Source organism: Pseudomonas sp. EA_5y_Pfl2_R50, from assembly GCF_963970475.1.
In the GTDB taxonomy this organism is placed as follows: Bacteria; Pseudomonadota; Gammaproteobacteria; order Pseudomonadales; family Pseudomonadaceae; genus Aquipseudomonas.
The window spans coordinates 1-207 of record NZ_CAXAPT010000268.1; the positions used below are offsets into that span (position 1 = coordinate 1).

Sequence of the window (207 nt, forward strand, 5' to 3'; positions counted from 1 at the left end):
CTTCAGCCACCGAGGTATCAGCCGTCAGTTTCACGGTCGAGGTGTCGATGGTGTCAGTCACTTCGGTGACGGCTGGAACCGTGCTCGGCACCAGATTCTCGAAGTTGCCACCGGTAGCGGTGCTGATCGTTGCTTGCACGGTGCCGGCGTCTTTATAGACGTCGTCAGTCGGCGCAGGAACGGTCACGGTGCCGGTGGTTTTGCCGG

1 protein-coding gene is annotated in these 207 nt (G+C 60.9%); it reads right to left on the minus strand.

The window, feature by feature from the left end:
- A partial coding sequence (locus AACY19_RS27765) for an immunoglobulin-like domain-containing protein (protein ID WP_339454687.1) occupies nt 1-207 on the minus strand: 207 nt, incomplete at both ends.